Here is a 25969-nt window from a genome sequence, read left to right as displayed (position 1 = left end):
AGGGAGGTGACTGAGATGTTAAAGAATGAAGAGTTTGCGCTAACAAAAGAATTAACAAAAGAACAGCAAGAAGCTGCACAGAATTTTATTCAAGTGTTGTTCCAAGAAGATTTATCTGAATTTTGGAACATATTATGCGATATCGATAAGTCTCGTATTTACGGCTTGTATGAAGCAAACCATTACTATGATTCTGATATTGAACTACATGGATTTGTACAAGAAATAAGAGATAATGTAAGAGCTGTTTATGCGCCTCTTCAAGAGCAAGGAGGTATTTCGACGAAGGTTCGATATACAAACGAAGGAAAGATGTATGTATACATATTAGGAAGTGGCGAAAACCCGAAGGTATATCCTGTTGGATTAATGCATGAGACCTACATTGAAGAAGAACGTTTTTCTCAGCGTCTTCAAATTAGCATTTATAACGAAGAGTTTCGAAACGTTGCGCTGTAAACCATATATAAATGGGAAAATAAAGAATAATAAAATTAATTTGTTAAAATAGCAATATTTGGGGTATGTAATAGGTATAACATTAAAAAGGGGTGAAAGAAATGCATTATTATCGTATTTCAGAGGGAGACCATGAAGAGTATTGTGAAACGATTCTGCTTCATGAAAAGAAGTTTTGCAAAGAAACATTTCAATCTATGGTGCGAGAAGCAATGAACAATAAGCCCGGTAAAATTGACCGTGTGGATATTGTTAAATATTTAATTGGTCACCATAGTTTTCAAGTAGCCCACATCGAAGCGGGATTTCATAGTACATACAGCGAGAAAGTGACATAAAAAATGCAGCACATCCTATACAACGAACTTTTCTTTTGAAAAGGACGCTGTATTTTTTTTTGCTAAAAATAGAATGTTTCTAAGTGATATTCCTTTTAATGGTATAATAGTTAAGTGCTGTAAGATATACATATAAAAATCACAAATACTTTAAAGAGAAAGGGTGAGGAAATATGGAAAAAGAAAGAATAGAAGAACTTGAACGAAAAATAAGCAGTTTAGAAGAAGACGTAGCCAGGCTAAAGTCGCTCGTATATAAAACAAATTCTCCAAGACCAAAAGCAGTTCACGCTCCTCCCAAGCAGCGCCAGGAGACCGCTAAACGTCCTGCTCAAACAACAGCTAAAAGTTCACAGGTAATAGAAGAACCTGTTGATTGGGAAAAAGTCCTTTTTCAAATATGGCTGCCGAGAATCTTTATTTTTGTATTTATTATTGGCGTGCTATGGGGATTTAAAGCAGCCTCTGACTATGGATTAATGAATGAAAAAGTAAAAGTTGTTCTCGGTTTCGTTGTTTCAATAGGTTTTGCTGTGACAGGTCATTTCCAAATTAAAAAGGGTAGGTTGGTGCTCGGGCAAGTACTTGTAGGAGGAGCTATTCCTATTCTTATGTTAACGACGTTTGCGATGCATAGCCTATATCATTTAGCGGGACCAACGCTTGCTTTTATACTAAATACGAGCTGGATTATCTTAGGGATTATCGCGACAGTCTTTTATCGTTCACAGGCATTAGGGGTTATTAGCGCGGTTGGAGGCGTACTAGTTCCTTTTCTTATTGAAAGTAATTCGCCTAATGCGCTCGTTTTCATTGGCTATGAAACGCTTCTGTATATTGCCTTTTTGTATGTGGCAATCAAACAAAAATATTCAATTTTATATGTTCTTTCCGCGGTACTATTAAATCTTACGCTACTCATTTATTACTCGTTTGTTGGTGATAATGGTGTAAAAGAGTTATTAGGTATGGCGATTCTGATTCAGCATTTATGCTTAATTTCTAGTTTTTTTCTATCACAATCCGTACTCCAAGTATATGCGTTTACCCTTCTATCGAGTTTAGCAGTTACGTACGGCTGGCTGCTTGCCGTTTTTGACGATGGTACGACCACAATGGTGCTGCTTGCGCTAGTTATTATTTACGCACTAGGTGTTTACACAGTAAGAAGTTCTAAAGAGAAATTTGAATTTTTTATTACCTATTTAATTGTTGCAGTAGCGTTTTTTATTCATCAGCTCGTCGATTTAAGAGAAGGAGTCATTTTATATGTGATTCAAGGACTTGCTGTTTACTATATCGCCATGACGTATAAAAATCTACTTCATCAACTATTTTCTTATACGATTTATATACTGAGTGCCACGTATATCTTAGTTACACCAATCGAACAAGTGCTGTCTCTTCCGACATTAAATTGGGTTGTTGTGTTAGCTTCTATTCTAGTATTTGTATGGATCAGTATTCAAAAAACAGAAAAAGATGAGCACGATACGTTCAAAATTGGAGGAAGTATTGTTTTTTCTATTCTTTCTTTAATTTTTGCAACGGAAGTGACGGCCGCTGGCGCCAATGATCTTTCCGCTAATACGCAAACGCTTATTATGACGGCTGTTTGGCTATGTTTGGTCATTGCTGCATTCGTAATAGGATCACTTCGAACCTTTAAAACAGCCACGTATATCGGTGTCGGCCTGTTATTTTTAACACTTTTCAAACTTGTTTTATATGATTTACCTTTTATTCCAATGGCTATACGTGCCTTACTATTTATCGTCTTAGGAGCCATCGGTTTAATTATTTCGCGCCTATTTTATAAAAAGAAGTAGCTAAAAGCTGAAGAGAAATTCTTCAGCTTTCTTTATTATAATATAATTATGTAAACTTAATCTTGAAGTCGTACAAAAGGTATCCAATCATGTATAATGGAACAAGTGAATTGGAGGTATACATAAAATGAAATCACTTGTATTAGCAGAAAAGCCAAGTGTAGCACGTGATCTTGCACGTGTACTTGGCAGCACACAAACAAAAAAAGGGTATATTGAAGGGCCAAAGTACGTCGTAACATGGGCACTCGGTCATTTAGTTGAATTACAAACACCAGAGGATTATGATAACCAATATAAAACATGGCGATTAGAAGATCTGCCAATCATGCCTGAGAAAATGAAACTAAAAGTAATTCGTAAAGTAAGCTCTCAGTTTCGCACAGTATCTGATTTAGCAAAAAGAAAGGATATTGGAGAGTTAATTATTGCGACTGATGCAGGGCGTGAAGGAGAGCTTGTAGCACGTTGGATTATGGAAAAGGTACGCTGGAACAAGCCGTTTAAACGCCTTTGGATTTCATCTCAAACGGATAAAGCAATTCGTGACGGGTTTAAACAGTTAAAGCCAGGAAAAGAGTTTAATCGCTTGTATGATTCAGCGGTTTGCCGTTCAGAAGCCGATTGGCTTATCGGTTTAAACGTAACGAGAGCGTTAACGACTAAATACGAAGAACCGTTATCGGCAGGGCGGGTACAAACACCGACGCTTGCGATGATAATTGAGCGTGAACAAGTAATTAACACATTTAAGCCTAGTGAATATTGGACGCTTACAGCTCAGTTTTCATCTTTTGAAGCAGCTTGGCAAAAAGGCAATGAAAAGCGCATTTTTGATGAAAAACGCGCAAAAGAGCTGCACTCAAAATTATCAGGTGAGGCAGTTGTAAAAACAATTAAGCGCAAAATGCATAAAGAAGCGCAGCCGCTTCCTTATGACTTAAACGAACTGCAGCGAGATGCTAATAAACGCTTTAACTTCTCTGCTAAGAAGACATTAAATGTACTTCAAAAGTTATATGAACAGCATAAGTTAGTCACGTATCCACGTACAGATTCTCGTTATTTAACAACAGATATGGTTTCCACTATGAAGGAGCGCTTGGAAAGTATCTCTGCTGTATATAAAGAAGAAGTTCGTCCAATTTTAAGAAATGCACAGTTGCCAAAACGAGTGGTGAATAACGAGAAAGTAAGTGATCACCATGCTATCATCGTAACGGATCAGTCTGTGTTTTTACAGGACTTATCAGCTGATGAAAGAAAGCTGTATGACTTAATTGCAAAGCGATTTATTTCGTTATTTTATCCTGCATATGAGTATGAAGTGGTCAAATCCGAGCTTGAAGTCAATGGGGAACAGTTAGTAGCAAGCGGAAAGCAAGTCGTAAATGCAGGCTTTAAAAAAGTTTCTGGTGGAGAATCAGAAGCAACGGTGAAGCTGCCTGATATGCAAGAAGGCAGCAAGCTGAGCATTCAAGATGTAACGATGAAAAGTGCATTTACAGAGCCGCCGCAGCGCTATACAGAAGCAGATCTTCTTGGACAAATGGAAAAACATAATTTAGGCACGCCGGCAACACGTGCAGATATTATTGAAAAGCTTCTGCAAAACGAATCCATTGATCGCCAAAACAATCGTCTGCATGCAACCAAAAAAGGAAAGCAGCTGATTGACCTAGTAGCGGATGAGTTAAAGTCGCCTGAACTCACGGCTAAGTGGGAACGTGATTTAGAAGCAATTGCTAAAGGAAAAGGAAATGCAAAAGAGTTCTTAACAAATATTCGCGAACAAACAGAAAAGCTGGTTAAGCAAGTAAAAACAAGTAACCAAACGTACAAACCTCATAATTTAACGGGCTCTAAATGTCCGGAATGCGGTTCGTTCTTGAAAGAAAAGAAAACAAAGCAAGGAAGAGTGCTCGTTTGTTCAAGTCTTGAGTGCAGCTATAGACGCGCAAAAGACCCTAAATTATCGAATCGACGCTGTCCGCAGTGTCATAAACGAATGGAAATTCATTCAGGAAAAGCGGGTACGTACTTCCAATGCCGTTCATGTCAAGTAGTGGAAAAAGCTGAGGACAAAAAGAAAAAGATTTCAAAACGAGAAGAACGAAAGCTTCTTAACAAATACAACGATGACGGAGCATTTGGTTCAAGCTTGGGGGATGCTTTAAAACAAGCTCTTCAAGATAAAAAAGATAACTAACGTCGAAAAGTGCGATACCATGGTATCGCACTTTTTTAGTATAATATGGATTAAGTGATGAGTAAGCAAGGTGGCGTGGAACAATGAAAAGAAAAAACAAGGGAATGGATCGTTTAATTGCGTTCTTTATAGCAGGAGCGATGGTACTAATCATTTTAGCTATCTTAATGGGAAGCTACTTTTTTGGTTTTATAGGCTTCCTTAGAGTGATGGGAGTGGAATATGACTCTTACTGGGCCATATGTTTATTTCTATTTTTTATTTTTGTGTTTGGCTCTATCACAGAGCTTTTTTCAAAGGCACTTGTTTTTTTAATGAAGAATGCTAGGATGAACAGAGTACTATTTATAACATCTGCAGCTTTTGTGGATATATTTTTTACTTTTCTATCAGTTTATATAGCAGACTTGCTTGTGAGCGGAATCACTGTATCTATTTTAGCGGTGACTCTTTTATCCGTCTTATTTTTTTGGATGGAGAGTGCATTGGATAGTGAGTTTCTACGTAAAAAAACAAGCTGATGAAGTTTTTCATCAGCAGCGCATCAGCAAAAAAACGCATCATATCAAGCTTCAACGCTATTTAAAGAACCCTTTAACATATTTTTTTAAAAAAAGTATGTGATTTTTTTCACATATCTCTTGAAAAAGGATAAACATGTTTGTATAATAAGAATTGTAAAAGATATGTGAAACATTTCACAATATATGTGAATAACTTCACAATATCATATTTTCTATAATCCTAAGGGGGATATCATCTATGAAAATTGCAGTAGTAGGGTGTACACATGCAGGAACAGCAGCAGTAAAAAATATGGCAGAACTTTATCCAGAAGCTAAAATTACAGTTTATGAGCGAAATGATAATGTTTCATTTTTGTCTTGTGGAATTGCGCTCTATGTAGGCGGGGTCGTAAAAGATGCAAATGGTTTATTTTACTCTTCACCGTCTGAATTGCAAGAGATGGGTGTAAATATGAAAATGAAACATGAAGTTACGAATATTGATACAGAATACAAAAAAATAGCAGTGCGAAATTTAGAAACCAACGAAGAATTTGAAGATACATTTGATAAATTAGTGATGACAACTGGATCATGGCCGATTATTCCAAACCTTGAAGGCATCGATTTAAATAATGTTGTGCTTTGTAAAAATTATCAGCATGCTAATCACATTATTGAAAAAGCAAAACAAGCAAAAAAAATCGCCGTAATTGGTGCTGGCTATATCGGTGCAGAATTAGTAGAAGCATTTGAAGTATATGGAAAAGAAGTCACATTTATTGATAGTGCTGATCGTATTTTAAATAAATATCTTGATCCAGAGTTTACAAGCTTGATGGAAACGGAATTTAAAAATCGCGGAGTTACATTAGCATTAAACCAAGCGGTTACTAAATTTGTAGGCAGCGATGGATCTGTTGAAAAAGTAGTGACAACTGAAGGTGAATACGAAGCGGATCTTGTGATTCTGTGTGTTGGCTTCCGTCCAAATACAGACTTAGTAAAAGGACAAGTAGACATGCTTCCAAACGGCGCAATTGTGGTTGATGAATATATGCAAACAAGCAAAAAAGATATATTTGCTGCCGGAGATAGCTGTGCCATTTATTACAATCCGATTAAGAAACATGCCTATATTCCACTTGCTACCAATGCGGTTAGAATGGGAACATTAGTAGCTCAAAACCTTGTTAAGCCGACGATTAAGTATATGGGAACACAAGGAACATCAGGCTTGCATATTTATGATTACAATGTTGCATCTACCGGCATAACTGAAGCAGCAGCTTCTCTTTTTGATATGAATGTGAAAAGCATCACAATATCAGAGAATAACCGACCTGAATTCATGCCAACGTACGAAAATATTACGTTGAAAGTAGTATATGAAGAAGAAACAAGACGAATTGTAGGCGCACAGGTTATTTCTAAAATTGATGCTACTCAAGCAATCAATACATTGTCCGTATGCGTACAGCAAGAAATGACGATCGATGAGCTTGGCTTTATGGACTTTTTCTTTCAGCCCCACTTTAATAAGCCTTGGCATTTCTTAAACCAAGCAGGGCTTCAAGCGCTTCAAGCATAAAAAAAGCAGGTGACTACCTGCTTTTTTTATGTGGATTTTATTATCTTTTTTATTTTTATTTTTATTTTAGCAGGTTTAAAGCGGATCCATCCTATGATAAGAAGAATAAAAGGATATAAAGCTCCTATCAAAAAACTATAGGGAATCCACGTTTCGGCTAACCATGTTTTTTGATAGGTAATGGTTGGGTACACAATAATGGAAAAAGTCGTAACAATTAATCCCATCGGTAACGTTAGAAATCGAGTTTCATTGATGTTAAAAATATGACAAAGTCCAGCGATGGAAGCATGAAAATAAAGAGAAACCTTAAAGAAAAGAGTGAGAAACCATATAATAGCAATAATTACCTCGATTCCTTGCAAAAAATTTCCCACCTCAATTCGCTTAGCCATTTCATATACAGGAAACATGGTAGTTGAAGAATGATAAGAACCAATAACGATTATACAAGAGAGAATAACAATTACCATAATAAATCCACCTAACAGACTTCCGCTCATTAAAGCTTTAGCTCCTTTTTCAGGTTTTCTTAAATGAAGGGGGAAAATCATCATCAAAGGAGCAAAAGTAAAATAAGTAATGCTAAGAAAGATAAGAACCGAATGAGTCAGCGGCTTTAAGTGAATGTCCATTAAAGGCATAAGATTTTCAAGTTTCATTTGAGGAGTTAGTGAAAAAATAAAAATCCCGAGAAGGCCAACAAACCACGGGAAAAAGATTTCACAGCAGCGTGCAATTGTTTCTAGACCGAGTCTTGCCCCGAACACAACCACAAGCATAAAAATAATGTGAATAGCAAGCAGCGGCGTTTCCATCATAATATGGGTATTTAAAAAACTCCCGACGTAGTATACAATACGGCTGCACGTTATGACAGTAGATATGACAAATAAACAAGATACACCTTTTCCTAGATATTTTCCAAATACTACATCATTGATTTCTACTAGATTTTTATCTTTAAATAAAAGTCCGAGAGCTATATATACTTTCACTAATACAAATCCGCATGCTACTCCGAGGATAGCCGGAATCCAAGCAGTTTGCTTAGAATCAACAGTCATAGCCGCTGGAGCAATAACAATTGTGCTTCCAATTGTATAAAGCATAACGAGCATGCGAAATTGAATCGTTGAAATTTTAACTACAGGTTTCAAGGTATTCACTTCCTCGTCTTACGTATTAAGATAATAAATGAAGTAAAAATATGCTGATTGGCCTGAAGATAGCAGCTGATAAATCAGAAGGATTTGGAACATATAAACCCAGTGCTTTACAGATGCTTACGGACATTCCAATTGCAAGAACTGTGTAGAATAGCCATAATTCTTTCTTCGCTTTTTTTTGCCGTAAGTTAGGTGCTTCAAACCAAATGACGAGCGTGCAAACAATAAGTAACCCCAATACCCCTAGCATAGACTAGCTCCTATACATGAATAATTAATGTTATATTTTCCAGAAAAATAACTCCTTATACTGAATGTGCATTCTCTATTAAAGGTTTTTGATTTTTTAGTCGCTGTTAGAAGAATGCTGCTTTTTGTTTTGAATAAATCCTGCAATTAAAAGGAAAAGCGGATATAAGATGCCTACAAGTAAGCTGTAGGGAATCCACGTTTTTGTATCCCAATCTTTTTGATAAGAAACGCTTGGATACACAATAAGGGAAAGTGTAATCATGATGAGTGCGACTGGAAAAGAAAATAGCTTGTAGTCCTTTATGTGAAATACATTGGCAAACCCCAAAAGAGTAGCGTAAAAGTAAATGCAAAGCTTAAAAAAGAGAGTAATAAACCACAAAATAGCAATGACTACTTCAATTCCTTGAAGAAAGTTTCCTACATCGATTCTTCTTCCTAATTCATAGCTTGGAAACATGGTGATTTGGGAGTAATAAGGACCAAGCACTAAAATTCCGAGTAAGATTAACGTAACCATCACTAGTCCACCGGCTATATTCCCTATATAAAAAGATTGAGTGGCCTTTTTTATGTCTGGTGTATGGGAAGGAAAAATCATAAGCAAAATCGTATAAGTCAAAGAACTCATGCTTAAAAACGTTAAAACAGCCCGAATAAAAGCTTTTGGATGGATTTCGAACACAGGCTGAATATGCTCTATTTTAATTTGAGGGATCATAGATAAAATGAGAAGTCCGAATAATCCGACAAACCAAGGGAATAAAATCTCGGCACTTCGTGCAATAACCTCTATTCCTAGGCCTACTCCTACGATGACCACACCCATAAATGCAATGTGGATGGCTGTAAGCGGCGTGTAGGGAAGAATTTGTGTAGTGAGAAAATTTCCTACATAGTAAAGAAGTTGACTGCTGATAAATAAATTGGATAATACAAAAACAGCAGAAACAATCTTTCCAAGCAGTTTGCCTAAAATTTTTTCGTTCATTTCCATCAGCGTAAGCGTTGGAAACATTTTTCCTAGCGAGGTAAAAAGCAAAACTAAGCCAATTCCTGATGCTACACCGAAAAGTGCTGCAATCCAGGCATCTTGATGAGCATCAGCCGTAATAGCGGCAGGCACAACAATAATTGTGCTTCCGATGCTATATAAAGTTACTAGCTTGCGAAATTGCGTAGCCGAAATATTGATTTCATTAAGCAAAATGAGCACATCCTTTTGCCATATACACTAATTAAGTGATCCAACGGAATAATAAGTGACTTAAAGGTTGGAACATTGCTTCTACCCAATCAGAAGGGTTCGGTAGAGGCAGCCGAAAGATTTTTGCAAGAGCGATCATGATACTGATTGTCATGAATACAATAAAAATTTTCCGTTCCTTTTTATGAGAGTGTTGAGGTAATCTTTTTATTTCCATCCATATAATCCCTGCACAAATGATCAAAAAGGAAAGAAACAAGTGCATGCAGTCAACCCCAATATATTTTGACGTTCAAATAAGCTACTCGTATGATGTCCGCTAAAGAAAGTGATTATACATTTATGTAAAATATAGAAAGTATTTCAAGGGATAAAAGATATCATTGGACGCTCTTAAATAATAAAGGAATTCGTTACGCGGAATATTTACGCAGCTTCAACCTATTGAAACGTCGTATGAATAAGTGGAAAAATGCCACACTATAGAGTAAACAAATGGAAAGGAGCACTATGATGAAAAAATTCCCATATAACAAAGATAAACAACAATCGTTTCAAGCAGCACAGCAGGGGCATAAAGAAGCAGTAGATGCATATGAACAGGCAAATGAAGCTAAAAATGATGCATCGTATGGACATGAAGCGAAGCAAGCGATAGGTGAAGTGAATGAAGCCTCTCAGCAAATTGAAAACGCGCTTGAAAATGCTTCTGAAACACAGCGTCAGCGTTTAACAGAGTTTCAGCAAGATATAAAAGATATGGAGAACGACCTTAATCAATAAAAGAGCCGCTGTTTTACTTAGGCAGGTTCACAATAGTGAGTATAAATTGTAAAAGCAGAAGATAATGAACTTCTGCTTTTTTTACTGGTAGTGTGAACGTAGGTTTCGTGTATATAATTGCTTCTAGCTGTTGTATGGAAGGAAAGGCGAAGACTTGCACGGAAATCAACAGTAGTGTAACAAATAATCCATCATTCCATTCTTATTTTAAAAGGTATAGAAGTTAAAAAAGTAAGAATCCTAATAAAAACAGAACGATAAGAATGGAAAGGGATTGTGACAGGAAACATGCTAATAAACATACTAATAATGATTGTCGTATTGTACTTCATATATGTATTCGTAACTGCAGTGGTACTGTTTTATGTCCCTTTGCACAAGGGAAAAGACTTAAAAGTAATGAATACTGAGAATTTTTACGGGAAGAAAGAATCCACAGACCGAGTTATGCTTTTGGAAAATGGTTATTTTTCAGGGCTTGTTCGGATGCAGATGATTCAAGAAGCGAGGCATACAATCGATATTGCGTATTTTTCCATCGGTAAAGGTCGTTCTTCGGATTTACTTATGGGCGCTTTATTCGAAGCTGCGGATCGAGGTATACGTATTCGCGTGCTGTTAGATGGGATCTCTCATGGGTTAAAAGGTAAGAGAAAAAATGTTCTTTATGCTCTAGCTTTCCACAATAATATTGAATTAAAGTACTATGAGCCCTTTACTATTTTTAAACCTTGGACATGGCATAATCGTCTTCACGATAAAATAATAGTAGTCGATGGCCAATTAGGTATTATTGGAGGACGAAACATTGGAGATAAATACTTGGCCAGTCAACCAGATAAAAATTTTGTCTATGACCGTGATGTGCTGATTTATAACACAAAGCAAGAAAGTCATAGTGTTATTCTCTCAATGGAGAAGTATATAAAGAAATTATGGAATCATCCGTATACACGCAAAGCTTTTCCAAAGCTCAAGAAAACTAAACAATTTCGCGGTCTTTCAGGAAAAAAATTGTTGATAGATCAATACGAAGAGGCCAAAAAAGCAAACGAACCTTTTGTCCATCCTTATATTATATGGAGAGAATCAACGATGCCTACAAGAAAGGTTTCTTTTATTACAAATCCTATTCAAAGAATTAATAAAAGCCCTTTTATATGGAAAACATTTATTAAGCTTTCCCAACAAGCTGAAAAATCCATTGTCGTTCAAAGTCCTTATATCGTACCAACAAAAGAGATGGAACAGTATATAGATAAGCGGGTAAAACCCAAAGTACAAAGAATTATTTTAACTAATTCTATTACATCGACTCCAAATGCTATGGCTTTTTCTGCATACTTGGGAGTAAAGAATCGCGTTATAAAAGCTGGTTCGAAGCTTTATGAATATCAAAAGCCTTATTCAATTCACGGGAAATCTATTGTTTATGATCAGCGTTTAAGTGCAGTTGGTTCTTTTAACTTAGATTCACGTTCTGCATTTTTAAACACTGAATCCATGGTTATGATAGATAGTGAAGAATTTGCAGCCGAGTTAACAGGAGCTATTGAAACCAAAATTTCTCACAGTATGCTTGTAGGAAATGAGGGAGAACCTGTGGATTTTAATACGGATTCTCAAAAAAACGTGCCTCCTGTAAAATCTGCAATTCTACATATTCTTTCGGTTCTTACAAGATTTTGGAGACATTTTGTATAGTACTGTGTTACAGCAGAGTCTCTAAAAACAAATAGCGGAGATTAAAAAAGACTGCAGCTGGGGAAGGGAATGTGTAAAAAGCTGTGATATGCCTCACAGTTTTTTTGAAGCCGCTAGTACTAGTTATGATTCATCAAAAGACCTATTGACGAAATTACATATATGTTTTACTATAATATAGCGTCGTTAATAAACGAGGTTCTTTTGAAGAAATCATTTCTAGGGGCATAGTTTAAAGGTAGAACTACGGTCTCCAAAACCGTCAGTGTGGGTTCGATTCCTACTGCCCCTGCCATTTTGGAGTTATCTTTTAATTCACACGCGGGTGTGGCGGAATTGGCAGACGCGCTAGACTTAGGATCTAGTGTCTTATGACGTGGGGGTTCAAGTCCCTTCACCCGCATCTTTACTTTCATATATGCGCGGAAGTAGTTCAGTGGTAGAACACCACCTTGCCAAGGTGGGGGTCGCGAGTTCGAACCTCGTCTTCCGCTTCTTTTCAAAAGCAGTTTGCATGTGCAAACTGCTTTTTTGTTGTAGAAATAAAGAGTTTTAGTGGGCTGTTTGTAATCAGAAATATTTTATTAAAACAGTACTGCTTATACGTGTTGTTTTCGTGAATATACACACAATATTGGGGTTACATTAAAAGCTAATGAACGATACGTGAAGACATCTAATATGGTTTTTAAGATAGGGGAGAGTCCTATGGAATCTAGTTGGTTTTCAATTATACCGTTTTTAATTGTTATTCCCATAGCTATTTTCACGAAACAAGTGCTGCCAGGATTGTTTTTAGGATTATTAGTAGGCGCTTATTTGATTGATCATTCGATTATCGGAGGTGTTGAAAAGCTACTTTACTACGTTGTACAAGCTCTTAGAAATAAAAGTAATATAGAAATCGTCGTCTTTTTATACGCGTTTTCAGGGCTTATCGGAATGATTAAGATGGCTGGAGGAGTTAAAGGTTTTGTGGAAACAGCTGCTGAAAGAATTGATACAAGAAAAAAGGCCCTCATTTTAACCTATGTTTCAACCATTGGAACATTCAGTGCTCCCACATTTCGTTTTGTTACGATCGCGCCCATCATGAGAGCACTGCTGAAAAAAGTGAAAATGACGACAGCAGAGCTAGGATTTGTTATTGAAACAACTGCTACTCCTGTTATCGTCTTAATTCCTGTGGCAACGGCATTTGTAGGATATATGGTCTCAATCATTCAAATGGCGATTGATCATCAAGGCATAAAACAAGACGCTTATTCTTTGTTTATTCAAAGCATTCCTTATAACTTCTTTTCGATTGTGATTATTTTAGTAGGGATTTATTTCAGCTTTTTTCATCATTCAACATCTACGGCTCCTATGAAGCTCGAGGAAGAAGACGAAAAAGATTGGCATGATTGTCATCCTTGCGTATCGAAGGATTTGCCTTCTAAGCCTTGGAATCTGTTAGTACCTTTACTTATTGTGATTTCACTTACCTTACTTTTAACATGGTGGAGTGGACATCACAAGAGTCACACCTTTTTTGAAGCATTTATTAAAGCAGACGTGCTAGAAGCGATGGTAGTAGCTTTAATTATGACTACGTTAATTACCTTCATTTTTTTCTTGTTTCAGCGCTTTACATTACAGAATTTGCTTAATGGTTTTATCACAGGAGGCAATGATTTAATGTCCGTTATTCTGCTGTTATCGGTAGTATGGGGATTATCCGCTGTTACAGAAGACTTGGGTTTTTCGAATTTCGTGACGGTACATTCTAAGTGGATTCCCCAAATGTTTGTCACTCCTTTTATGTTTGTGTTTGGAGCTGCTATTTCTTACTTTATCGGGTCTGCTTGGGGGACGTGGGGGATTTTAATGCCGCTTGGTGTATCGCTTGCAAGTTCTGCAGATCTTTCTTTGCCGTTGATTATCGGTGCAGTATTTGCAAGCGGTTCATTTGGAGCATTTTCTTCACCTTTAAGCGACGATACGAATACCATCGCCAAAATATTAGATTTATCTGTTATTGAATATGCCAAATATAAATTAAAGCCAGCTTTAATTGCAGCAGGAATAACAGTTGCTTTTTATCTCATTGTATCTTTCATGTTTTGAATGAGAGAAATAGCCATCTAGTATCAATTTTTTATTTTTTTCAGCTTAAAATATGCATACAGTCCTAATGATACGCACACTAGCATGATACAAGTAAGCGGAAATAAGATGGTATTAACAAAATGATCATAAAACCATATATACACGAACATCACCTCGATAATTTTAAAGCTATTTTTTCTATTTATTAGAGATATACTATCTGTGCTGCTTCTTCCTATTTTTCAAAAAGGCGATAATCAAAAGCAGCATAGGTACGATAGCAAAAAGAGGCATATGTAAAAGAAATCTCGCTACGTGTAATCCTTCATAAAGATGCTCTTGAAAATTACTAGCGATTGTAATCGACAAAAATAACACAATGATGCCTAAAGGATAAGCTAGACGTGAAGGAGATTTAATTTTAAATAAAGTAGCTGTACCTATTATAGAAGCATAAAACAAGATGCTAACTTTAAAATAAATCCCAATAACCATAGCAAACATAAAAAATACATCTAGACGCTCTAAAAAATCAGCTACTTGGATCGTTTGAACAGTACTAAGAAGAGGGAACTGAGATCTTGTTGTCAAATCAACTCCAAGTACGCTAATGTTAATGATCATCGTAATAATTAGATTAATTCCGCTTAATCCCGTTGCACATAGCATGGTGACATTTGCTTTTTTGGGGTTGCTTAAATAAGGTAGAAGCATGGTAAATACAATAGCTTCTGTGAAAGGAAAATACAGCGTTTCGGTTAAAGCAACTTTGGCAACAGGGAGTATTCCTTCTTTTAATACCGGCTGTAAGTTCTTAAAATCAATTAATCCTGAGCTAATAATTAAGATGAAGCCTGCAATAGCCAGAAAATACATAAAAATAAACAGAAGTTCTCCTGACCTCGCTATTGCTTCAATTCCTTTTCGGGTTATATAGATAATGACCAGCATCAATAAAGCATTGGCAATAAATAAAGGGGTATCGGGATAGGCAAAAGTAAGAAGCATCTCTCCGAAATCTCTTAGAACTCGCGATGCATCGTATAAAAAATACACAATATATATGAAGGCAAGAAGTGTTCCCAGTACTTTACCTAAAATTTTCTGCATATACTCTGTAGGCAGGAGGTCCGGATAGTAGGAATAGAGCTTATGATAGATTAAGAAGAAAAAAAAGCTGCACAGCATTCCAATTAAAATAGCTAGCCACGCATCTTGTTTCGCTCCCATTGCAAGAGGGACTAATAGGGCGCTTCCCAGTTCAAATAAAACCATGAGAATAAATAATTGAGTGGCGCTAATTTTTGCTTTTTCCATATAGCCAGAACCTCCTTATCTTAGTGTTGTTTTTCTTTTACGCTAGAAAGAAATGATTTATTGCGCAGACCTGTTCGGCGAATGTAAGCTTCTACTGTAACGTCTACATTCAATTTTGGAAAGTAAACATCATCCCATTCTGCTTTGAGTTTCTCCCACTGATTGGGGCGCGTGCGTTCCAGCGCTTCTCCAAACCCAAAAATGTCAACTTTGTCTGTCTGAGCTTGTTTAATAGCTATTTGTAATTCTTTTTTTATTTCTTTACCTGCAGCTTTTTCCATTTTTTTAATTAGAGCAGGTTGACGTGTATCAACAGGGACCTCCACTTCTCCAAGATCACCTTCTACGCGAGTGTGAACGGACGCATAAGGTTTTCCTTCGATCATTTTTACAGATACATCCGTTTTTTGACGAACTGTTTGATAGGCAAGCGCTTCTTTTTTTCCTTTCCAGTCTACATTAATATCGGTTCCTTGTATTTTATCAAGAATCCAAACGCTGCCTCTGGCTGGACTATTGTACAGCCAGTCGATCAACTTTCCATTTTTAAAAACAGCAATGCCAGAAGCACGAAGGGTAGCTTCTGGTGCGCTTTGCTGGAGGTTATCTAATTTTTCTGCTTGTTGAGGATTTCCAATTAAACGAAAACCCGAGACTAGTGCTTCTCCTCCGGGAGATTCGAGAGATCTCATCACTTCTTGAAAGGAAACCTTTAGATTTTCTCCCCATTTTCTTTGAGTGAACTCCAGTGTTTTCATAATTTTGTTTGCTGGAATTTTATCGACAGGCGTTAGTGCTTTTACCAAATCAGCAGCACTTGACTGGTTTGCTATTACTAAGGAAGTCGTAATTCGAAACTCAGGATCGCGGTCAATAGAATCAATAAGAATGTTAATTCCTTCTTCACGCGCTAGTTTTTCTCCGATCACGACTAAGTTGGTATGGGCATAATAAAGTCTTCGGGAAATTCTAGCTGAAGCGCGTCTGCTTGCTTCAACTAAATTATCACCGGAAGCAGAATAGATCGTAACAGGCGGACTTTGGGTACCGCCGCCCCCTTGTAAACCAGCTACATTTCCCGGGTTAATAATTTGAAAGGTAAGCTCATACCGCCCATCTTTCGTTTTATCAATGCCCATTGCCGATACAAGTGCAAGATCCGTTAACTCTTTTTTACTCCAGCAGCTAGTAAGCAATACCATCATTATGGTCATTAACAGTAAAAATAAACTTTTACGTTTCATTTTGATCATCTTCTTCCATTTCCTGGTTAATCATGCCTCTTGAAGAAGGAGGCTCAGGCTTTTGATGTTTGCTTTGACGAACTTTGTTATCACTAATTAATTTAGGTCTTCTTCTCATCGTCCACCAAGGTAACCGCAGCAATGTATCTTCATTATTAGCAAGAATAAACGGTGCTAATGGCGTCATATAAGGAACACCAAATGAACGTAAGCTGCACAGATGTCCAACTCCCATTAAAAGAATAAGGATAATGCCATAGAAACCGAACGTAGCCGCGCCTAGAATAAATAAAAAACGAATTAAACGCGCTGAAATAGCCATATCGAAAGACGGTGTGGCAAAGCTAGCAATCGCTGTAATCGATACAATAATAACCATAGCTGGTGAGACGATCCCTGCTTGAACCGCTGCTTGCCCAATAACAAGAGCTCCGACGATCGATACAGCAGAGCCGATAGCTTTTGGTAAACGAATCCCTGCTTCACGCAAAATTTCAAAGGTGACTTCCATAAAAAAAGCTTCCACGAACGCGGGAAATGGAACGGATTCTCGCTGTGCCGCAAGAGCTACGATAAGCGTTGTAGGTACCATCTCTTGATGAAATGTCGTAACCGCCACATACGTAGCAGGAGCGATAAGTGAAATCATAAACATAAACACCCGTAAAAGACGAATGGATGTGGCAATATCAAAGCGTGCGTAGTAATCTTCAGCCGATTGGAAAAATTGAATGAACAATGCTGGAGCAATAAGTACAAAAGGAGTTCCGTCCACAAAAATAGCAATTCTTCCTTCCAAAAGGTTACCCGCCACCACATCGGGTCTTTCTGTATTATAAATAGTTGGAAAAGGAGTGACCGTTTGATCTTCAATTAGCTGCTCAACATAACCTGATTCCAAAATACTATCAATATCAATGTTTTTTAATCGCTTTCGAATTTCTTTTACGACTTTATCGTTTGCGATGCCATGAATATACATAATAGTGACATCCGTTTTAGTTACCCGGCCAATCTTCATCGACTCTAGCCATAAGTCAGGTGTTTTAATAATTCGGCGCACCATGGCTAAGTTTGTGCCGATAGACTCAGTAAAGGCACCTTTTGGTCCTCGAACTACCATTTGTGTAGTAGATTCTGCAATGGCACGCTTTTCACCGCCTTGTGTACTCACGCTTAGTACGCGGTTTATGCCATCGACAATAAGAAGGCTGTCTCCTGACATCAAAGAAGAAAGTAAATCATTCCAGTTGTCTGCAAACGATACGTTGCCAATTGTTACGATGTCTTCGGAAATTAACTCTAATGCATTTTGATCGTTTAGGTCATTTTTTTGATTATCTTTCATAAGAGACTGCAGTAAGTAATCTTGAATAGCTTGATTATCTACAATCCCTTCTATGTAGACGATAGCAGCAGCCAAGCTGTTATTGACGCCTAGTTTAAAATGGCGAATCACAATATCTGAGCTGTTTCCAGTTTTCTCTTTAATGAGGGTAAGGTTCTCAGACAGCAGATTCTTAAGAGAAGAAGCTGTTTGTTCGTTGTTCGTTTGATCTGCCTGAGGTTGAAGTTTATTTTTAGACTTTTGATTTTTAAAGAACGAAGGCATAAATGAAAACACCCTTACTATAGTTTTTATTAATTTGACCAAAAATCGTATAATTATGTAATTTTTAACAAAATATCTTTTGCATGACGGCAAATGAAAATGACGACCCTATGAGGTAAGTAATGATTAGGTGAGGAGAGAAAATAATGAAGATTATTGGAGTTAGCCTGTTGCTATTTGGATCTGTGATCGCTCTTTCTGTAGGAATTGATCTTTTTCAAGGAACGAACGTACTGCAGGCACTATACAATGCTTTAAGCCCGTTTCGTGTAATGGAAGTGGCCGAATTATTTGTCCTTTTTTCTCTTTTGTTTTTCTTTTTCGTAGAGTCACTTTATCTTGTTTTAAAAAAGCGTCAGCAAAAGCAATAGTAACTTGGTGCAAAGAGGTTTTTATATCTTCACTATCGAAACAAGCGTATAGAAAGATAGCTTTGAGATAGGGGAGAACCACATGAACATTGAGACTGACAGACTACTAATACGCAAATTTAAATATGAAGATTGGCAAGATGTCTACACATATACATCTGATGCTAATGTCATGAAGTACATACCAGAAGGTGTTTTTAGTAAGGATGATGCGAAGAAATTTGTAAATGAAAATATGAAAGAAAATGTTAAAAATTTTCCAGTTGTATTAAAAAACGAAAAAATCCTAATTGGTCATATCGTCTTTTTTAACTATTTTGGGGACCATACTTATGAAATTGGCTGGGTATTTAATTCTCTTTATCATCAGAAAGGATATGCTTCAGAAGCGGCAAAAGCAATAGTGGACTATGGCTTTAACACAATGAAACTGCATCGGATTATTGCTACTTGTCAACCTGAGAATACGTCTTCTTATCGTGTTATGGAGAAGATCGGGATGAGAAGAGAAGGGTATTTTAAAAAATGTATTCCAATTGAAAAAGGATGGTGGGATGAATATTATTACGCGATTTTAAAGGAAGAGTGGAAATGAGCTTTACTTTTACGGAATTACATTTTTCGAGTTGTAAAGACGAAAACAAGCCCAATTTTTAAAAAATGAGCAGAACAGCAAACCAAAACGTCTAGGCAGACATACAATAAGCTATCCATGAGAAACACCCCATGTTTGAACCTTCTTTGTTTTAGCAACAGAAAATCACGTTGAAAGGGAGTGCTTGTATGTCTAATGCTGGATGTGGATTTGGTTCTGGTTTCGCTTTATTAGTTGTATTATTTATTCTATTAGTAATTATCGGATGTAGTTGTTATAGCGGTGGTTATGGTGGCGGCTACGGCTGCTAATTATATCACTGAAAAGCCTAAAGGATACCCTTTAGGCTTTTTTATGTTCATTATAAAATGCTGGAAGAGATGATTAATCGGCAGGTTCAGCATCAACATGCGATTCAATTTTTTTCTCTTTCGGCAATTGATCAATAGAAGCCCAAGGCACGCGGCGAGGCTTATATTCAATCGCATCAGTAGAGTAAACGGCCACGCTTACGACTCCCCCGTGCACCTGCGCTCGAATCAACAAAGGATCACTATACGTATTTTTAAAATGAAAGTCAGGTCCATACCAGCTGACGGTAGCATCTCGCCCAGGAGGTACGTAGGAAACACTGCGGCTGTGTGAGTAACGCTGCGTAATCGTTACGCCAGCGTTATCGACGGCGTTAAATAAGGTAGAAGAAACTTGGCAAATTCCTCCTCCAACTCCTTCAGAATACTCTCCTTTTACAATGATTGGGGCACGCATATACCCTTTTGCTGCCGTTCTTTTTCCGACGGTTTGATTAAAAGAGAAAACTTCCCCAGGAAATATGACGCTGCTGTCTAATGATTCAGCCGCAAGAGAAATATTGTGAGAACGATTTTTATTATGAGGGTTAAATACCGTATGATAATGACCGATTTGCTTAATTCGAATCGTTGCAAGCAGCTCTTTATCTACGCGAGGCGGAACAGGAAGCGTCGGGATTTCTAATGTTGACGTACCGCCGTTAAAAAAATAAGTATAAAATTTCTCCGCAAAATCTTTATGATATAGTTTGACACCCGCTTGCTCAGGAACAATTTGTCCGCTTTTATCAATGCGGGCATTTATGGGCTCTCTATATGTTTTTTTATCCAATTCTTTTAGAAGAAGATTGTATCGATCATAATCAACCATAGGGACAGGAAGAAGAGGCACGGCCACTTTGTCTCGTTCAATCTGTTCAATTGGTTTACCGTCATGAGTAATAGATAGGTGGTCTTGTGCAGAAAGAGGTTGAATAAGCATTAAAAGTCCAACCATCCAAGTGAAATTCATATCATATACCTCGCTTTCACCTGTTAGTATGAATAAAATGAACCGTTTAATGTATAGGATTCACAAGCTCTTTTTTGTATTATTTTCCATGAGGCGAGCGTGTAAAAATTTCTATTTATAATTGTATGTGTACTTTCGCATATTACATAGAGAAACTACAAGGTAATGAGGGTAGACAATGACAAAATTAATGATTTTAGTCTTTATGCTTATTAGTTTTTTTGTGCAGCCCCAAAAGATGAAAGCAGAAGAAAACCTTACGTACTTTCCGGTAAGTGACACAGGAAAAGTATTAAAGTGGAAACGTGTAGAAAGCTTGCTGCCAAAGGGGAAAAAATTTAAAGTTATCGATGTAGAAACCGGTTTTTACTTTTATGTGCAGCGAAGAGCAGGCTCACACCATGCAGATGTTCAGCCGCTTACACGTCAAGATACGAAAGTAATGAAGCACTTATATAATGGGAAATGGAGCTGGAACCGAAGAGCTGTTCTCATTCCGTTTAAAGGTCAAATGCTTGCAGCTTCCATGAACGGAATGCCTCACGGAGCCGGTGCGCTTGACAATGGGTTCCCCGGTCATTTTTGCATTCATTTTGCAGGAAGTACGACTCACAAGTCTCAAAATGTGGATCCAGGTCATCAGTTAATGGTATTAAAAGCAGGAGGAAAGCTTGATGAATACGCATTAAAAGCTGAGCCGGCAGAAGTCGTAAATATGTTTTTAACAGGATTAAAGCAAGATGATGATGCTTTGATGCAGCCGGTTTTGCGCGTGAAGCAAGAGCATAAGCTATGGGCAAAACTGCATAGTATCTCCACTATTTATTATAAAACGGACTTATTTCATGCAAAAAAGTATAAAACAAAAGAGAAAATCGCCGTAGATTGCCTTATTTATTACGAAGATAAAGGGGCTCAAAAGACAATGGTGGTCTTTACTTTAAAGAGAAATCCATTAACAAACGGGTGGGAAATTTCTTCTCTTACACTGTAAGTACTGATTAATGCTTAAAAACACATCTGACCGAAAACAGATGTGTTTTTAAGCATTTGTTTAGCTCTTTAGTCCTTCGCAATGTTATAGTGTGAAAACGTGCTTACATTCGATAGAAAAGAATAAAAAAGGGTATAAGTAATAATATTACTCTTTCTACAAAGAACTCTACAGCACGAAAGGAGAGGGTGTTTATTTTTTCATATTGGTTTAGCCGCTTAGTCGCTGCAGACCCTGGACGAAAAAGGCTCAAAACGGCTTCTAAAGCTACGATCAGCGTCATTACAGCGGTTGTTATTATGCTGATTGTATTAAAAGCAGCGGGAAGCTCACAAATTACCGCTTCTATTTTAGCAGGTGTAATCGGCCTGATGGGTATATTGGTTGTGAATGATGAAACAACAAAAGCAAAAAAAGTGACAACAGGCTTAGTAGCGCTTTCCAGCGGCGTTTCTCTCGGAATTGGCTCGTTTTTATCACGATATGGACAAGCAGAAAATATTTTTCTCGTTCTGTTGGTGTTTTTGTCTTTTTATTTACAAAAATTTGGTATTCGCTATTTTTCTCTGTCGATGGTAGCATTTATGTCGTTTTATTTTGCTTCTATTTTACACGTCACATTTTCTCAGCTGCCGTGGCTGTTAGCTGGCGTTGTAGTAGGAGCCTGCTGTGCATTTATCTATAATTTTGTTATCTTTAAAGACCGACCTGCCAACGTGCTGAGGTCTTCAATGAAATCATTTCATATTCAAGTGAATTTGGTGCTTGATTTAATTATTGAGTTAATTCAAAAGAAACGAATTGAACCATCTCAAATCAAACAATACAACCGCAATATTAAAAAACTAGCGGAGTATGCACGTGTAGCATCAGAAGAGCTTGGAAATACTGATCCTCACGACATATGGCCTGGCGTAACAGCTGAACAAATGCGCCTTTATGTATTTGATACAGTTATGCTGCTTCAGACATATTCCCCGGCAATTCGAAAACTCAGTGAATTAAAGGCATTTAATCATTTTGATATTCAGCAGCTGCTGTTAAAGCTAGTGGAATCGATTCGTGAAGCAGAAGTATTAAATGAAAATCCTACTCATTCTTTAACAGATGCAGCTCAGCATCTGCAAGAGCTGCGCCAAAAATTAAGTGAACTCGAACCTCAAGACAAAAGGTATAAAGACTGGCTTTACTTAATCCGCCGTATCGAAACGATATCAAATCACGTGATTGATGAAGCCTATGAGCTGCAGCAAGCAATTGTGAAGCAAGAAAAACAGCCTCAAAAAGAAGCGGAAGAAAAAGAAGACGAAGAGGACAATGATGAAGAAAAGGGATTAAAACCATCTACGAAAAAGTCTATTCAAGCGGTCATCACTGCTGTTGCGACATTAATATTTGGCTCTTTTTTATCTCCATCGCATCAATATTGGGCGCTGTTAGCAGGCTATTTAGTGCTTCTTGGTACAGAAACGATAGGAAGTACGTTTGTAAAAGCTGTGCAGCGAAGCGTAGGGACGCTTTTAGGAGCAGCTGTGGGCTTTGTTGTCGCAAGCTTTGTCTCACCCGGGATACTTGAAATAACGCTGCTTTTTATCTGTGTGTTTATGGCTTTTTATTTCTTTCCTATTACGTATTCGTTTATGAGCTTTTGGATTACGATGATGCTGGCCTTTATGTATGACATGCTTCTTGGGGGGATTTCAGAGAGTTTATTACTAGCTCGCGTATTAGATACAGTTGTAGGAGTTGGAATTGGTTTAGCCGTATCTGCTCTTGTGTTCCCTAAAAGAACAAGAGATAAAATAACCGACACCTCAGTAGAATACGTAGCGGCTTTAAAAGAATTTGTTCACACTTATTTGCATCGCTTTACGAAGCAGTATGCGTTTGCCAATTTAGCTGATAAAGGAATGGAATTAGAAAAAAAGCTAAAACAACTTCATGTTGATTCAGATCCTATTATCAAAGGTTTCGTTGGCCGTTCACGTCTTCAGCAATTTTTGACCGTTTTTACCGCCATTAATTATTACGCCAAGCATTTGGTAGCTTCTTCTACTAGAAACGAGGCTTTTTATAAGGAAGCAGAATTTCATGGCGTAGTAAAGGAAGTGGAAGAGAAAGTGACAAACAACTTCACTCAGCTTGAAAAAGCCCTACGAGGAGAAAGAGGAACGTATGTATACACGGTTGAAGATGTCAGACAAAAAATTGAACAATCTTTAGATTATTTTGATACGTCCGTCCAATCAAGAAATTTACAGCATCTTCAGCTGCTGCATAACATTTATTACGTATGGAAAATCAATCAATCGGTTGTTCACTTAGCTAAAGAGCTAGGAGCAGAAGAAATAAGTAGTGAAGACTAAAAACCAGCGAAATATTTCGCTGGTTTTTAGTCTGATGAATAAGGAGACGTATCTTTTCTAATCGTTCTCCACGTTGTTTTAAGACCGGCATAGCTGCCAATTGCAGCGTATCCATAAAAATATCCCATAAACAATCCGGCAATAATATGATGAGGGTGACTGATAAATACTGAAAAAAGCACGCCAACAGCTAAAGCAATAGTCGGAACATATTGCTTTTTAGGATGGAAAAGCCATTTGATCAGCTGCGTCACGATTAATACGACAGGAACACCAATGACTGCGTCCCAAAAATTTGTATGAATTGTAGGGAAATCCATATTCAAGCACCTCGTTAAATGTGTTAGATATAAGGTTATCTATGCTGCTTACCTTAAAACACTTCAATTAGTTATGAGGTGCTCCAGGTGAATAATAATAAGGTGGAATTTTAAGCCAGCCTTTTTGCTGCATCAGACTTTTCACTTTTGATCCTAATATGACCTTTTCAGTGTGGAATTTTAGCCACATTAATCCAATATCGGTTCTAATAGACTGTCCCATATTCGTGCTGCACATGACGATATTAGAGGCAACCTTTACAGATATTAAGTTAGCGATTTCAGAATCCGTTGCTTTTGCTCCTAATGGAATGCTGTTAGGGTCGGATTTCGGCTTGGTAGCCGGTATTTCAGGAAGTAGAATTCCTTCTTTAACCATTAATTTTTTCAGGGTATCAATCTGAGATTCAGCCAGGTTTTTTGAGTCTTGAATAAGCTTAAGCAGTTCACTGTTGGTTGTTGTATTAAGACAGGTTTCTAAGGCGGGTACTTCTTCCGCTAAAGCAGTGAAATATAACCAGCATCCCATAGCCTCACCAATATGTGGGGGAGGGGGCGAATCATCTGTAGAAGAGTTCTTTATATAATCAAGTAGTGTCTCAATGACGTTAATCATAACTTTTCACCCTTTATATAGTTTATGCTTCTTCATTATTGCCTTCAGCAGAAAAGGATAAACACAGCTAAGAAATGTTACATATAAAATTGATTATGATGAGTGGAAGGAAAAGCATCTCACGCAGCCATTTATAATGATGATAGTACATTTACTGTCACCACATCTAAAGGTATAAAAATTGTGGCAATGCGTAATAAATACGTCGGGGCCAGAAAATGAAGTAAATAGAAAAAAATCTCCTTGCTCATCAAGGAGATTTTTTATCGGGTGTGTTATATCGTTTTTCTCCGATGCTCTCTCCATAAAGAAGTTAATTCCTCTGACCAATATTTATAATCAAATACCGTTATATTTTTGCTAGGCATAAAAACATTCAACAGCCAATTAACCCTTAATTTGTCTCTGACGCCTATCGTTTTATCATTTTTACAGCAGCCTTCATCACAAGGTTTATCGTGTATCTTGTAAGGAATATTTTTAACGACTAATCCATTTTTTACACGTTTTGTGTACTCAATTCCTATAATCAAATATATCACTCCTCACAGTAACTCTTATCTTCATAATCATATGTAGGGATGACTTCTTTAATGAAAGGGTAAGGAGGGAGGAAGACAAAAATAAAAAAGCCCTGCTGTAGGGCTTTTAGATTAAGCAACTTTTGATGCAACGACGATTACTTTACCGTGATCTAATTCTTCTTCATAGCGTTCAGCTTCCGGCTGTGATAATCCTAATGAACGCATTTTGGCACGAAGCTCGTCTCCTCGAGAACGAAACACATTCGCAATCGCATCAAAAACACCTTGTTCAGAAAGACCGATATTGTTTGTATTTGTTGCAGCTGTTAAATCCTCGGAGCGATCTTGATGGTGTGCAAGTAAATAAACTTCGTCTTTTGTAAATCCTTCACGCAAAAATTGTTCGATTGTATCTTTTGCCTGTACGCCATTTTCAACTACTTTTACATTTACCATTTCAAAAAACCTCCTTGTATGATAGACAACTTTCTCGAATCCGTTGAGTAATGAAGAGAAGTTTAAGTAACTTATCTCCTTGTTTTGTGTATA

The 25969-nt window shown here is 37.2% G+C and carries 25 protein-coding genes and 3 tRNA genes; 17 read left to right on the top strand and 11 right to left on the bottom strand.

From position 1 onward, the window contains the following. Positions 1-15: 15 nt before the first annotated feature. The 6 genes from MMB69_RS13585 to MMB69_RS13560 all read left to right on the top strand — a co-directional run bounded on the left by MMB69_RS13585 (position 16) and on the right by MMB69_RS13560 (position 6932). Entirely contained in the window at positions 16-459 is a 444-nt protein-coding gene (locus tag MMB69_RS13585; RefSeq protein WP_221783028.1) for a hypothetical protein, read from the top strand. 101 nt (positions 460-560) lie between these two features. After that, positions 561-797 carry a hypothetical protein gene (locus MMB69_RS13580; RefSeq protein WP_013056931.1) on the top strand — a complete coding sequence of 79 codons (237 nt, stop codon included), beginning with the start codon at positions 561-563 and terminating at the stop codon, positions 795-797. A gap of 173 nt (positions 798-970) precedes the next feature. Beyond that, positions 971-2626, top strand: a complete 1656-nt coding sequence (locus MMB69_RS13575) for a DUF2339 domain-containing protein (RefSeq protein ID WP_221783030.1) — start codon at positions 971-973, stop codon at positions 2624-2626. A 127-nt stretch (positions 2627-2753) separates the two neighbouring features. Then, positions 2754-4835, top strand: a complete 2082-nt coding sequence (locus MMB69_RS13570; protein ID WP_277447863.1) for a DNA topoisomerase III — start codon at positions 2754-2756, stop codon at positions 4833-4835. Positions 4836-4918: 83 nt separating this feature from the next. Then, entirely contained in the window at positions 4919-5356 is a 438-nt protein-coding gene (locus MMB69_RS13565; protein WP_221783033.1) for a YrvL family regulatory protein, read from the top strand. A gap of 241 nt (positions 5357-5597) precedes the next feature. Next, positions 5598-6932, top strand: coding sequence for an FAD-dependent oxidoreductase (locus tag MMB69_RS13560; RefSeq protein WP_269871281.1), 1335 nt, complete (start codon positions 5598-5600; stop codon positions 6930-6932). Between the two features lie 26 nt (positions 6933-6958). On the opposite strand, the gene MMB69_RS13555 is transcribed toward MMB69_RS13560, so the two are convergent. The 3 genes from MMB69_RS13555 to MMB69_RS13545 all read right to left on the bottom strand — a co-directional run bounded on the left by MMB69_RS13555 (position 6959) and on the right by MMB69_RS13545 (position 9569). Continuing rightward, on the bottom strand, positions 6959-8101 hold the full coding sequence (locus tag MMB69_RS13555) for a GerAB/ArcD/ProY family transporter (RefSeq protein ID WP_269871280.1): 1143 nt from the start codon (positions 8099-8101) through the stop codon (positions 6959-6961). Positions 8102-8117: 16 nt separating this feature from the next. Further along, a complete protein-coding gene (locus MMB69_RS13550; RefSeq protein WP_221783039.1) occupies positions 8118-8351 on the bottom strand; it encodes a hypothetical protein in 234 nt (77 codons plus the stop codon). 96 nt (positions 8352-8447) lie between these two features. Continuing rightward, a complete protein-coding gene (locus tag MMB69_RS13545; protein ID WP_277447862.1) occupies positions 8448-9569 on the bottom strand; it encodes a GerAB/ArcD/ProY family transporter in 1122 nt (373 codons plus the stop codon). A 504-nt stretch (positions 9570-10073) separates the two neighbouring features. On the opposite strand from MMB69_RS13545, the gene MMB69_RS13540 reads away from it, so the two are divergent. The 6 genes from MMB69_RS13540 (at position 10074) to MMB69_RS13515 (ending at position 14156) form a co-directional block, all read left to right on the top strand. Next, complete coding sequence (locus tag MMB69_RS13540; RefSeq protein ID WP_014460213.1) at positions 10074-10343, top strand: hypothetical protein; 270 nt, start codon at positions 10074-10076, stop codon at positions 10341-10343. A gap of 309 nt (positions 10344-10652) precedes the next feature. Next, the gene (locus tag MMB69_RS13535) at positions 10653-12047 is read left to right on the top strand and encodes a phospholipase D-like domain-containing protein (protein WP_221783428.1); all 1395 of its coding nucleotides are present in this window, start codon (positions 10653-10655) and stop codon (positions 12045-12047) included. Between the two features lie 221 nt (positions 12048-12268). Beyond that, positions 12269-12342 (top strand) — tRNA-Trp (locus MMB69_RS13530). Positions 12343-12368: 26 nt separating this feature from the next. Beyond that, positions 12369-12450, top strand: a tRNA-Leu gene (locus MMB69_RS13525). Positions 12451-12469: 19 nt separating this feature from the next. Continuing rightward, a tRNA-Gly gene (locus MMB69_RS13520) sits at positions 12470-12541 on the top strand. Between the two features lie 214 nt (positions 12542-12755). Further along, positions 12756-14156, top strand: coding sequence for a Na+/H+ antiporter NhaC family protein (locus MMB69_RS13515; RefSeq protein WP_221783043.1), 1401 nt, complete (start codon positions 12756-12758; stop codon positions 14154-14156). Between the two features lie 198 nt (positions 14157-14354). Here MMB69_RS13515 and MMB69_RS13510 read toward each other — a convergent pair whose 3' ends face one another. The 3 genes from MMB69_RS13510 to MMB69_RS13500 are packed head-to-tail and all read right to left on the bottom strand — an operon-like array spanning position 14355 to position 18311. Continuing rightward, positions 14355-15455: a GerAB/ArcD/ProY family transporter gene (locus tag MMB69_RS13510; protein ID WP_221783045.1), complete on the bottom strand. Its 1101-nt coding sequence runs from the start codon at positions 15453-15455 to the stop codon at positions 14355-14357. A 20-nt stretch (positions 15456-15475) separates the two neighbouring features. Further along, positions 15476-16699, bottom strand: a complete 1224-nt coding sequence (locus MMB69_RS13505) for a Ger(x)C family spore germination protein (protein WP_221783429.1) — start codon at positions 16697-16699, stop codon at positions 15476-15478. Then, a complete protein-coding gene (locus MMB69_RS13500) occupies positions 16689-18311 on the bottom strand; it encodes a spore germination protein (RefSeq protein ID WP_221812854.1) in 1623 nt (540 codons plus the stop codon). The genes MMB69_RS13505 and MMB69_RS13500 overlap by 11 nt, the downstream gene beginning before the upstream one ends. A 146-nt stretch (positions 18312-18457) precedes the next feature. On the opposite strand from MMB69_RS13500, the gene MMB69_RS13495 reads away from it, so the two are divergent. From MMB69_RS13495 to MMB69_RS13485, 3 genes are all read left to right on the top strand, one after another. Then, complete coding sequence (locus MMB69_RS13495; RefSeq protein ID WP_221783049.1) at positions 18458-18682, top strand: YczF family membrane protein; 225 nt, start codon at positions 18458-18460, stop codon at positions 18680-18682. 82 nt (positions 18683-18764) lie between these two features. Continuing rightward, complete coding sequence (locus tag MMB69_RS13490; RefSeq protein WP_221783051.1) at positions 18765-19277, top strand: GNAT family N-acetyltransferase; 513 nt, start codon at positions 18765-18767, stop codon at positions 19275-19277. A 188-nt stretch (positions 19278-19465) separates the two neighbouring features. Then, complete coding sequence (locus MMB69_RS13485) at positions 19466-19588, top strand: YjcZ family sporulation protein (protein WP_013056948.1); 123 nt, start codon at positions 19466-19468, stop codon at positions 19586-19588. 73 nt (positions 19589-19661) lie between these two features. Here the strand turns inward: MMB69_RS13485 and MMB69_RS13480 are convergent, their stop codons facing one another. After that, positions 19662-20600 carry a VanW family protein gene (locus tag MMB69_RS13480; protein ID WP_221783053.1) on the bottom strand — a complete coding sequence of 313 codons (939 nt, stop codon included), beginning with the start codon at positions 20598-20600 and terminating at the stop codon, positions 19662-19664. Positions 20601-20778: 178 nt separating this feature from the next. Between MMB69_RS13480 and MMB69_RS13475 the strand changes: the two genes are divergently transcribed. Together MMB69_RS13475 and MMB69_RS13470 are read left to right on the top strand one after the other, a co-directional pair. Continuing rightward, positions 20779-21594, top strand: a complete 816-nt coding sequence (locus MMB69_RS13475; RefSeq protein ID WP_221783055.1) for a hypothetical protein — start codon at positions 20779-20781, stop codon at positions 21592-21594. Positions 21595-21782: 188 nt separating this feature from the next. Further along, the gene (locus tag MMB69_RS13470) at positions 21783-23960 is read left to right on the top strand and encodes an FUSC family protein (protein WP_221783057.1); all 2178 of its coding nucleotides are present in this window, start codon (positions 21783-21785) and stop codon (positions 23958-23960) included. 26 nt (positions 23961-23986) lie between these two features. Here MMB69_RS13470 and MMB69_RS13465 read toward each other — a convergent pair whose 3' ends face one another. The 4 genes from MMB69_RS13465 to MMB69_RS13450 form a co-directional block, all read right to left on the bottom strand. Next, the gene (locus MMB69_RS13465; protein ID WP_025752303.1) at positions 23987-24280 is read right to left on the bottom strand and encodes a hypothetical protein; all 294 of its coding nucleotides are present in this window, start codon (positions 24278-24280) and stop codon (positions 23987-23989) included. A gap of 67 nt (positions 24281-24347) precedes the next feature. After that, positions 24348-24896, bottom strand: coding sequence for a DUF3231 family protein (locus MMB69_RS13460; RefSeq protein ID WP_097812442.1), 549 nt, complete (start codon positions 24894-24896; stop codon positions 24348-24350). 275 nt (positions 24897-25171) lie between these two features. After that, positions 25172-25438: a hypothetical protein gene (locus tag MMB69_RS13455; RefSeq protein WP_230586558.1), complete on the bottom strand. Its 267-nt coding sequence runs from the start codon at positions 25436-25438 to the stop codon at positions 25172-25174. 111 nt (positions 25439-25549) lie between these two features. Beyond that, positions 25550-25876, bottom strand: coding sequence for a YflT domain-containing protein (locus MMB69_RS13450; RefSeq protein WP_013056955.1), 327 nt, complete (start codon positions 25874-25876; stop codon positions 25550-25552). Positions 25877-25969: the final 93 nt, after the last annotated feature.

The organism is Priestia sp. P5 (assembly GCF_029522155.1).
Classification (GTDB): domain Bacteria; phylum Bacillota; class Bacilli; order Bacillales; family Bacillaceae_H; genus Priestia; species Priestia megaterium_E.
Note: the sequence above shows the minus strand (reverse complement) of the source record. Positions and strands in the feature narration are given on the sequence as shown.

Excerpts from the sequence above, each read along its gene's own strand:
- MMB69_RS13575 (WP_221783030.1), top strand. The coding sequence starts at position 971 with ATGGAAAAAGAAAGAATAGAAGAACTTGAACGAAAAATAAGCAGTTTA.
- MMB69_RS13475 (WP_221783055.1), top strand. The coding sequence starts at position 20,779 with ATGACAAAATTAATGATTTTAGTCTTTATGCTTATTAGTTTTTTTGTG.
- MMB69_RS13515 (WP_221783043.1), top strand. The coding sequence starts at position 12,756 with ATGGAATCTAGTTGGTTTTCAATTATACCGTTTTTAATTGTTATTCCC.
- MMB69_RS13570 (WP_277447863.1), top strand. The coding sequence starts at position 2,754 with ATGAAATCACTTGTATTAGCAGAAAAGCCAAGTGTAGCACGTGATCTT.
- MMB69_RS13505 (WP_221783429.1), bottom strand. The coding sequence starts at position 16,699 with ATGAAACGTAAAAGTTTATTTTTACTGTTAATGACCATAATGATGGTA.
- MMB69_RS13550 (WP_221783039.1), bottom strand. The coding sequence starts at position 8,351 with ATGCTAGGGGTATTGGGGTTACTTATTGTTTGCACGCTCGTCATTTGG.
- MMB69_RS13485 (WP_013056948.1), top strand. The coding sequence starts at position 19,466 with ATGTCTAATGCTGGATGTGGATTTGGTTCTGGTTTCGCTTTATTAGTT.
- MMB69_RS13465 (WP_025752303.1), bottom strand. The coding sequence starts at position 24,280 with ATGGATTTCCCTACAATTCATACAAATTTTTGGGACGCAGTCATTGGT.
- MMB69_RS13560 (WP_269871281.1), top strand. The coding sequence starts at position 5,598 with ATGAAAATTGCAGTAGTAGGGTGTACACATGCAGGAACAGCAGCAGTA.
- MMB69_RS13565 (WP_221783033.1), top strand. The coding sequence starts at position 4,919 with ATGAAAAGAAAAAACAAGGGAATGGATCGTTTAATTGCGTTCTTTATA.
- MMB69_RS13540 (WP_014460213.1), top strand. The coding sequence starts at position 10,074 with ATGAAAAAATTCCCATATAACAAAGATAAACAACAATCGTTTCAAGCA.
- MMB69_RS13510 (WP_221783045.1), bottom strand. The coding sequence starts at position 15,455 with ATGGAAAAAGCAAAAATTAGCGCCACTCAATTATTTATTCTCATGGTT.
- MMB69_RS13490 (WP_221783051.1), top strand. The coding sequence starts at position 18,765 with ATGAACATTGAGACTGACAGACTACTAATACGCAAATTTAAATATGAA.
- MMB69_RS13480 (WP_221783053.1), bottom strand. The coding sequence starts at position 20,600 with ATGAATTTCACTTGGATGGTTGGACTTTTAATGCTTATTCAACCTCTT.
- MMB69_RS13585 (WP_221783028.1), top strand. The coding sequence starts at position 16 with ATGTTAAAGAATGAAGAGTTTGCGCTAACAAAAGAATTAACAAAAGAA.
- MMB69_RS13535 (WP_221783428.1), top strand. The coding sequence starts at position 10,653 with ATGATTGTCGTATTGTACTTCATATATGTATTCGTAACTGCAGTGGTA.
- MMB69_RS13460 (WP_097812442.1), bottom strand. The coding sequence starts at position 24,896 with ATGATTAACGTCATTGAGACACTACTTGATTATATAAAGAACTCTTCT.
- MMB69_RS13495 (WP_221783049.1), top strand. The coding sequence starts at position 18,458 with ATGAAGATTATTGGAGTTAGCCTGTTGCTATTTGGATCTGTGATCGCT.
- MMB69_RS13500 (WP_221812854.1), bottom strand. The coding sequence starts at position 18,311 with ATGCCTTCGTTCTTTAAAAATCAAAAGTCTAAAAATAAACTTCAACCT.
- MMB69_RS13580 (WP_013056931.1), top strand. The coding sequence starts at position 561 with ATGCATTATTATCGTATTTCAGAGGGAGACCATGAAGAGTATTGTGAA.
- MMB69_RS13450 (WP_013056955.1), bottom strand. The coding sequence starts at position 25,876 with ATGGTAAATGTAAAAGTAGTTGAAAATGGCGTACAGGCAAAAGATACA.